The sequence below is a fragment of the Mesorhizobium sp. M7A.F.Ca.CA.001.10.2.1 genome, from assembly GCF_003998575.1.
In the GTDB taxonomy this organism is placed as follows: domain Bacteria; phylum Pseudomonadota; class Alphaproteobacteria; order Rhizobiales; family Rhizobiaceae; genus Mesorhizobium.
The window spans coordinates 1-7,725 of sequence record NZ_RZQY01000261.1 but is presented as its reverse complement, the minus strand read 5'-3'; the positions used below and the strand labels follow the sequence as shown (position 1 = coordinate 7,725).

Genomic DNA, 7,725 nt, shown 5'->3' with positions numbered 1-7,725 from the left:
GAGGCCGATATGCACCGCCTCGTCGGCCATCTCGACATGCAGGGATCTCGCATCGGCATCCGAATAGACGGCGATAGTGCGCACACCCATCTTGCGCGCCGTCCGGATGACACGACAAGCGATCTCACCGCGATTGGCGATCAGGATCTTGGCGAACATGGAGCCTCCCGGTTTTGCCTCGGGCAGCGCCATTCTGGCAGGCGCCAGCCTATTTGGAGGCAGCGATCTCGCAGGCGCCGCCGGTCGTGACCTTGTAGTGGCCGCGGGTTGACTGACAGGATTTCATCGCCAACTCTTCGGCCCTCTTTTGAGATGGTGCGTTGAGGTGGCCGCCGCAAACTATGTACGACGACATTATCCGCGCGTAGGGAGTGGTTGCGTACGCTGAATGGCCACCGGCCGCGACATAGGCCTTGTAGGTCTTGGTGCAGGGATCCTTGGGATTTCGCGGCAGGTACGGCGGGAAACGCTTGTCTCCCTCGCTTCCAGTGAGTGAGCCGGCCATGCCCGCGCCGCACGCGGCGACCGTCAGCAATCCGGCCAATATCGCCATGGCTGTTCGCCTGGAATTCGTGGATTTCATCTTGTCTTACCCAACGAGAAAAACCGGGCGTTTTCCGGCCTATTTGGACGCGGCGATGCTGCAGGCGCCGGCAACGGTAACCTTGTATTTGCTTTTGCTGGCCTGACAGGATTTCAGTGCCAGTTCCGCAGCCGCCTTCTGCGACGATGCATTCAGCTTCACGCCGCAAACGAAGTACTCGGTCGCCGGAACGATTGGCGTCGCCGCGAAAGCCGAATGGCCTGCGGCTGCGAGATACGCTGCGTAAGCCTTCCCGCAGCCCCCGGTGGTTCCTATAGGAATGGTCACTGGGTAGCGCACGTCGCCCTTGCTGCCTGCCAGCGATCCGGCCATGGCGGCGGTGGGGGCCGCCACGATCAGCAAGCCTGCCACTATAGAGGTGGCTGCTCCTTTGCGGGTCCAGGATTTCATACTGCTTCCCCCATTCGCAAAAAAGTCTCGGCTGGTTGCTTATTTCGATGACGAGATTGCGCAGCCGCCACTCGCGGTCTTGAGCTTCCACCGTGTCAAGCCGGCTTGGCAATTGCGCAGCGCCGTCTCTTCCGCCGCCTTCTGGGACGGCGCGTTGAGCTTCGTCCCGCAGACAATGTAGAGGTCGACGACACGCGAATAAAAGGTTGTAGCGTAGGCCGAATGACCGCTCGCCGCGACATAACCCTTGTAGGCAACGTTGCATTCGCCCGAACCCAAGGTCGGCGGAAAACGCACGTCTCCCTTGCGTCCTGCGAGCGATTCCGCCGAGCCGGCGTCGGTCGCTGTTAATATTAGAAATACAGAAAGTATCGAAGCAGCCGTTCCCTGGCAATATTTCAGTTTCATTTTCAGCCCGTCCCCATTGCCCCATGCTGGATAAGCAGTAGCGAATATTTTGCCTCGCCGCCAGTTCACTGTTTGAGAATCGAAGCCGCTTATGCTGATGAATCGATTGGCCCATACAGTTCAGCCTTTTCGCACGGCAGCAACGGCCTGCCGCTATAGTTCCGCCGTTTGGCCGTCGAAGTTGACCGTCCATTCTCACATCCGAAACACGCCAAAGCGCGTGTCCTCGATTTCGGCGTTGAGCGCAGCGGACAGGCTGAGCGCCAGCACGTCGCGCGTCTTCGCAGGGTCGATAATGCCGTCGTCCCAGAGGCGTGCGGACGAATAGAGCGGATGGCCCTCATGCTCGTATTTCATCAGGATCGGCTTCTTGGATTTCGCCTCCTCCTCGGCGCTCCATTCCCCGCCCTTGCGCTCGATGCCTTCGCGCTTGACCATGGCAAGCACCGTTGCCGCCTGCTCGCCGCCCATCACCGAGATGCGGGCGTTCGGCCATATCCACAGGAAGCGCGGCGAATAGGCGCGGCCGCACATGCCGTAATTGCCGGCGCCGAACGAACCGCCGATGATGACAGTCATCTTCGGCACCCTGGCGGTGGCGACCGCCATCACCAGCTTGGCGCCGTCCTTGGCGATGCCGCCTGCTTCATATTTTCGACCGACCATGAAGCCGGTGATGTTCTGCAGGAAGACAAGCGGGATCTTACGCTGGCAGCACAGCTCGATGAAGTGCGCGCCCTTCACAGCGCTTTCGGAAAACAGCACGCCGTTGTTGGCGATCATGCCGACCGGCATGCCATGCAGATGGGCAAAGCCGGTGATCAGCGTGGTGCCGTAATTCTGCTTGAACTCGTCGAATTCGGAACCGTCGACGATGCGCGCGATCACCTCGCGGACGTCATAGGGCTGGCGCAGGTCGGTAGGCACGATGCCGTACAGTTCATCCGCGGGATGAAGCGGCGGAATCGATTTCTGTAAGTTCAGACTTACAGTCTTGTTCCGATTCAGGTTTTTGACGATGCGTCGGCAAATGGCGAGCGCATGGTCGTCGTCGAGTGCATAGTGGTCGGCAACACCGGAAAGCCGCGTGTGCACATCGGCGCCGCCGAGATCCTCGGCGCTGACGTCTTCACCAGTGGCCGCCTTCACCAGCGGCGGACCGCCGAGGAAGATGGTCGCCTGGTTGCGCACCATGATCGTCTCGTCGGACATCGCCGGCACATACGCTCCGCCCGCCGTGCAGGAACCCATGACGCAGGCGATCTGCGGAATGCCTGCGGCGGACATGTTGGCCTGGTTGTAGAAGATGCGGCCGAAATGCTCACGGTCGGGAAACACCTCGTCCTGGTTGGGCAGGTTGGCGCCGCCGCTGTCGACGAGGTAGATGCAAGGCAGATTGTTCTGCAGCGCGATCTCCTGCGCCCGCAAATGCTTCTTCACGGTCAGCGGATAGTAGGTGCCGCCCTTCACCGTGGCGTCGTTGACGACGACCATGACTTCGGTGCCTTCGACGCGGCCGATGCCGGCGATCATGCCGGCCGAAGAGATCTCCTCGCCATACATCGACCATGCCGCGAACTGGCCGATCTCGAGGAAGGGCGAGCCGGTGTCGAGCAATTGCGCCAAGCGCTCCCGCGGCAACAGCTTGCCGCGCGAAACATGCCGTTCGCGCGCTTCCTCCGAGCCGCCGCGCTCGACGGCCGCCGCCTTCTCCGCAATGTCGGCGACCAGCGCCCGCATGCGCTCGGCATTGGCACGGAAGGTTTCGGAGGAGGGGGAGATCTGGGTTTGCAATGGAGCCATGTCCAACCCCTACATCTGCGCCAGGAGTTTGCCGTTGCGGCGTTCGAAAATCTTGTCGGACAGCAGATTGAAACCGTCCTTGAACGTAACGTCTATCATCTGCCTGGCCGCGCTTTGGGCTTGCGGATTGCCTGCATCGAAGACGAACAACTGGTCTCGGCGTGGCAGAGCGAACAAAACATCGCCAGGAAACTGTGGTTTGATTGACAACCAGAAATCGTCAAAAAGTATAAGGCTTGTGGACAACATAGTATTGCCGTCGACATAATACAGGCACGCTAACGCGGCTTCTCCGTCGGAAACAATTCTAGGAAGCCATTTCTTTACGTTGTCCAGCGCAACGACCCGCAAATCCGAAAGCGCCCGACCTGGGAAGTCTTTTGGTGCCACGGGTGACACCGAATCCGGAAGGTCGACCATATAGACAACCGAGATCTCACCAACCAGCGGTTCATACAACAAATCCAAACCCATCGATTTGAGGTGCTCGACATATTGCTGGGTCCGGATCACCGCGATGAGATTTTCTTCGCTCGCCTTGGTCGGTCGCGTTTCGGTGAGGCTTCGGACAAGTCTGTCTATAGCCGCATCAGCGTCCTCGTCGGGGTATGAGTTTAAGTAGCCGAACACGTTTGTGACGTCGGGCGTCACTTCCACGCCGCCGATTTTTGCACTGATCTTTGCGGGATCCGATGGGTCTACGATAGCGCTATCGACACCCGGCTGCCGTTTGAGTGCGGCGATTACGAGCCCTCTGAATTCCGCAATGTCAGAGAAGCGCCGCTTCTGCGCCTTGGCTTGTCCGAGAAAGCCCGCAATTGAGGAAAACAAAGCCATCGCAAATATTCCCCGCCTTGTGATTGGATGCGCCAATGAGAGGATCATCTATGGCCCTGCTTATCTCTCAATACTCGCAAAACTACAGCCTCCCACGAGATGGGTGTTTGACGTGTCAAGCAATCCGCAGTCCGGCACACTTGCATTCCCTTGCTAGGCATCACATCCCCTCGGCCATGATCTCGCGGCCGATCAGCCAGCGGCGGATTTCGCTTGTGCCGGCGCCGATCTCGTAGAGCTTGGCGTCGCGCAGCAGGCGGCCGGTCGGATAGTCGTTGATATAGCCATTGCCGCCAAGCAGCTGGATGGCGTCGAGGGCCATCAGCGTCGCCTTCTCGGCGGCAAACAGCACGCAGCCGGCGGCGTCCTTGCGTGTCGTCTGGCCGCGGTCGCAGGCGGCGGCAACGGCATAGACATAGGCGCGCGCGGCATTCATCACCGTGTACATGTCGGCCAGCTTGCCTTGCACCAGCTGGAACTCGCCGATCGCCTGGCCGAACTGCTTGCGCTCATGCACGTAGGGGATCGCCACGTCGAGGCATGCCGCCATCAGGCCGATCGGGCCGCCGGCAAGCACGGTGCGCTCATAGTCGAGGCCCGACATCAGCACCTCGACGCCACGGCCCTCCTCGTGCAGCACGTTTTCGAACGGCACTTCGACATCCGAAAAAACCAGTTCGCCGGTATTGGAGCCGCGCATGCCGAGCTTGTCGAGCTTTTGCGCCACGGAAAACCCGGCCATCGCTTTCTCGACGATGAAGGCGGTGATGCCGCGCGATTTCAGGTCCGGGTCGGTCTTGGCGTAGACGACCAGGGTCTCGGCGTCAGGCCCGTTGGTGATCCACATCTTGGTGCCGTTGAGCACGTAGCGGTCGTTGCGCTTTTCGGCACGCAGCTTGAGCGAGACGACGTCCGAGCCGGCGCCGGGTTCCGACATCGCCAGCGCGCCGACCCGCTCGCCCGAGCACAGTGGCGGCAGGAATTTTCCCTTCTGCGCTGGCGTTCCCCAGCGGTTGATCTGGTTGACGCAGAGATTGGAATGAGCACCATAGGAGAGGCCGACCGAGGCCGAAGCGCGCGAGATTTCCTCGACGGCGATCACATGCGCGAGATAGCCCATGCCGCTGCCGCCGAAATCGGGATCGGCCGTGATGCCGAGCAGGCCGAGCGCACCGAGTTCACCCCACAGATGCGCCGGAAATTCGTTCGAGCGATCGATGTCGGCGGCGATCGGAGCGATCCGGTCCTGGGCGAAGCGCCGCACCAAGTCGCGCAGCGCCTCGATCTCCTCGTCATGCCCGAAGCTGAGCGTGTTCGTGTACATTTTTCTCCTCCCTGCGCATGACCCCGAAAATCGACTTTGATTTTCGGAAAGGGATCATGCGCGAAATCAAAATGCTGCAGCGTCCTTTGCGCGCCCGAAGGGGCGCGCGGCGCTGTAGGCGTCGATCTTCGCGCCGACGAGCCGCATTGTCATTGAAAGATATGTCGCGGTCACTTCGGCGATCGACAGGCGTTCGCCCGGCCGAAACCAGACGATGACGCCAGTCATCATCTGGATCAGTGCCATGGCGGTCAGCCCGGTGTCGTCGATGCTGAAGGTGCCCGTCTCGGCGCCATCGCGTAAAATAGTGCGCAGTTCCTTTTCGTAGGCAGTGCGCATGCGCAGGATCTGCGTCAGCCGTTCGGGCGACAGGCTGCGCAATTCCATGTTCGACACATGCGTGGCGTGCCGTCGCTCGATATGAAAGGCGATGTGATTGCGCACATAGGCCGAGAGCAGTTGCGCCGAATCTGCGTCCGCCGGGCGGGCTGCTTCCCATGCTGTGGCCAGACCCTCCATGTGCTCGCGCATCAGCGTGAACAGAAGCTCTTCCTTGGTTGGAAAATAGCGGTAGAGCGCGGCCGCCTGGACGCCGACCTCGGCGGCAAGCTGGCGCATCGACATTGCTTCGTAGCCAAACCGCGCGATGAGGTTGACCGCCGCCCCACGGATGGTCGCTTCGGTCTTTTCGCCATCGGATCCGGTCGTGCGCGCCATGTCAGCTCCTCTGTGGAGTGATAATAAAACGAACGTTCGATTAATTCAAGGCGGCGCGCTCAGGCAATGATCCTGAACCCGACAAGAAGGTGTTGTGTTGCCAAGTCCTCGACGTCGACCCTGGAGACCGAAGCCCCGGCCGGCCCTTTCCAGAGGCGCTCGATCATTTTCGAGACCGCCTCATCGAGCCCAGCGATCTGGGCCGTTACAGACCCATCCGCCTCATTGCGGACCCAGCCCGCAAGGCCAAGGCTCGTGGCCTGATCCCGAGCCCAGGCCCTGAAGCCGACGCCTTGCACATTGCCGTAGACCCGCGTCAGCACTTCCCTGCGACGATCAGCCATGAATCTCTCCAAGCCTGTCTCGTTTTGAATCTGGCGCGTGGCGTGAGGAATGCAACCTGGGAACTGCGCGCGAGCGCAATGGCTGGCCTCTCTGGCTCAAAATTTAATTGACTCCGTCCACTAATTTTGGAAAATACGGCTGCCTTAGGAATGGCTGCGGATGTTGGACGAACGCAACGCATTGGTGGCCGATGTCAGGCGCTTCAATCGCTTCTACACGCGCACCGTCGGCCTTCTCGACGAGACGCTGACACAAAGTGCATTCACTTTGACCGAGGCGCGCGTGCTGTTCGAACTGGGTCACCGCAGCAACCCGGCTTCCGCCGAAATCGCCGGGGAGCGAGGTTTCCTGGCTGGTGCTTTTCGGCTGGAGAATGGCCCGGCGGCCTCCGAAATATCAAGACAGTTGCGTGTCGATGCCGCCTATCTGACGCGGATCCTGCGCAAGTTTGCGGGCCAGGGGCTGACCGAGGCCAGAACGGACCCGGCTGACCGGCGCCGAAGGGTGCTCTCGCTGACCTCACGAGGCGAGGCAGCGCTTGCCAGACTGCAGGCGGCGGCCGATCGGGACACGGCGCGGCTGATCGAAAGCGTCCCCGACGACAGGTTGCATGAACTGCGCAGCGCCTTGCGCAAGGCGGGGGAATTGCTGGGCGATCGCACCCGTGACAGCAGCGAGGTGACGTTGCGGCCGCATCGCGTCGGCGATGTCGGCTGGGTCGTGCAGCGCCAGGCCCAACTTTATGCCGAGGAATATGGCTGGACGATCGAGTTCGAGGCCATGCTCGCCGAGATCGGCGCCGATTTCATTCGCAATTTCGTGCCCGGCCGCGATTTCTGCTGGATCGCAGAGCGCGGTGGTGAGCCGGTCGGCGCGGTGTGCCTGGTTCATCAGGACGACGAAGTGGCCAAGCTGAGAATGCTGCATGTCGAGTCGTCGGCGCGCGGCCTCGGCATCGGCAAACGACTGGTCGCGGAATGCGTGAACCAGGCCCGGGCTTGCGGCTACGCCAAGCTGGTGCTGTGGACCAACGACATCCTCGTCGCGGCGCGCGCAATTTACGAACGCGCCGGCTTCAGGTTGGTCTCGCAGGAGCACCACCACAGCTTCGGCAAGGATCTGACCGGCCAGACCTGGGAAATGGATTTGTAGGCTGCTTTGCAGCTGGTTTGCTTGCAGACGGAACCTAATTTCCCCGCGCTGTTGCCAGCGCGCCAGGCAACTCCTCGGCAAGAATGTCGAGCTCGTGATCGAGACCGACGCTGATGCGGATGCAGCGGTCGAGCCGTGGCACCAT

Annotated in this window: 10 protein-coding genes; 1 reads left to right on the top strand and 9 read right to left on the bottom strand. The window is 60.9% G+C overall.

Annotated elements, in window-relative coordinates; translation table 11 throughout:
* From EN964_RS17730 to EN964_RS17690, 9 genes are all read right to left on the bottom strand, one after another.
* Positions 1-159, bottom strand: a 159-nt coding sequence (locus EN964_RS17730; protein WP_164775864.1) for a biotin carboxylase N-terminal domain-containing protein, incomplete at its 3' end; no start/stop codon positions are given.
* Positions 160-208: 49 nt separating this feature from the next.
* The gene (locus EN964_RS17725) at positions 209-553 is read right to left on the bottom strand and encodes a hypothetical protein (RefSeq protein ID WP_236382870.1); all 345 of its coding nucleotides are present in this window, start codon (positions 551-553) and stop codon (positions 209-211) included.
* Between the two features lie 69 nt (positions 554-622).
* The gene (locus EN964_RS17720) at positions 623-994 is read right to left on the bottom strand and encodes a hypothetical protein (RefSeq protein WP_127269364.1); all 372 of its coding nucleotides are present in this window, start codon (positions 992-994) and stop codon (positions 623-625) included.
* Between the two features lie 39 nt (positions 995-1,033).
* Complete coding sequence (locus EN964_RS17715) at positions 1,034-1,402, bottom strand: hypothetical protein (protein ID WP_127269365.1); 369 nt, start codon at positions 1,400-1,402, stop codon at positions 1,034-1,036.
* Positions 1,403-1,597: 195 nt separating this feature from the next.
* Positions 1,598-3,205, bottom strand: a complete 1,608-nt coding sequence (locus EN964_RS17710) for a carboxyl transferase domain-containing protein (RefSeq protein ID WP_127272452.1) — start codon at positions 3,203-3,205, stop codon at positions 1,598-1,600.
* A gap of 9 nt (positions 3,206-3,214) precedes the next feature.
* Positions 3,215-4,042, bottom strand: coding sequence for a DUF1444 family protein (locus EN964_RS17705; protein WP_164748953.1), 828 nt, complete (start codon positions 4,040-4,042; stop codon positions 3,215-3,217).
* A 160-nt stretch (positions 4,043-4,202) separates the two neighbouring features.
* Positions 4,203-5,366 carry an isovaleryl-CoA dehydrogenase gene (locus EN964_RS17700; RefSeq protein WP_127272451.1) on the bottom strand — a complete coding sequence of 388 codons (1,164 nt, stop codon included), beginning with the start codon at positions 5,364-5,366 and terminating at the stop codon, positions 4,203-4,205.
* Between the two features lie 66 nt (positions 5,367-5,432).
* A complete protein-coding gene (locus tag EN964_RS17695; protein ID WP_127268653.1) occupies positions 5,433-6,083 on the bottom strand; it encodes a TetR/AcrR family transcriptional regulator in 651 nt (216 codons plus the stop codon).
* A 59-nt stretch (positions 6,084-6,142) separates the two neighbouring features.
* Positions 6,143-6,427, bottom strand: coding sequence for an acylphosphatase (locus EN964_RS17690; protein ID WP_127268654.1), 285 nt, complete (start codon positions 6,425-6,427; stop codon positions 6,143-6,145).
* A gap of 160 nt (positions 6,428-6,587) precedes the next feature.
* Between EN964_RS17690 and EN964_RS17685 the strand changes: the two genes are divergently transcribed.
* Entirely contained in the window at positions 6,588-7,580 is a 993-nt protein-coding gene (locus tag EN964_RS17685) for a bifunctional helix-turn-helix transcriptional regulator/GNAT family N-acetyltransferase (protein WP_127276580.1), read from the top strand.
* The last annotated feature ends 145 nt before the right edge of the window (positions 7,581-7,725 follow it).

Coding starts and splice junctions, on each gene's coding strand:
- EN964_RS17725 (WP_236382870.1), bottom strand. CDS start 553: ATGGCGATATTGGCCGGATTGCTGACGGTCGCCGCGTGCGGCGCGGGC.
- EN964_RS17720 (WP_127269364.1), bottom strand. CDS start 994: ATGAAATCCTGGACCCGCAAAGGAGCAGCCACCTCTATAGTGGCAGGC.
- EN964_RS17715 (WP_127269365.1), bottom strand. CDS start 1,402: ATGAAACTGAAATATTGCCAGGGAACGGCTGCTTCGATACTTTCTGTA.
- EN964_RS17710 (WP_127272452.1), bottom strand. CDS start 3,205: ATGGCTCCATTGCAAACCCAGATCTCCCCCTCCTCCGAAACCTTCCGT.
- EN964_RS17705 (WP_164748953.1), bottom strand. CDS start 4,042: ATGGCTTTGTTTTCCTCAATTGCGGGCTTTCTCGGACAAGCCAAGGCG.
- EN964_RS17700 (WP_127272451.1), bottom strand. CDS start 5,366: ATGTACACGAACACGCTCAGCTTCGGGCATGACGAGGAGATCGAGGCG.
- EN964_RS17695 (WP_127268653.1), bottom strand. CDS start 6,083: ATGGCGCGCACGACCGGATCCGATGGCGAAAAGACCGAAGCGACCATC.
- EN964_RS17690 (WP_127268654.1), bottom strand. CDS start 6,427: ATGGCTGATCGTCGCAGGGAAGTGCTGACGCGGGTCTACGGCAATGTG.
- EN964_RS17685 (WP_127276580.1), top strand. CDS start 6,588: ATGTTGGACGAACGCAACGCATTGGTGGCCGATGTCAGGCGCTTCAAT.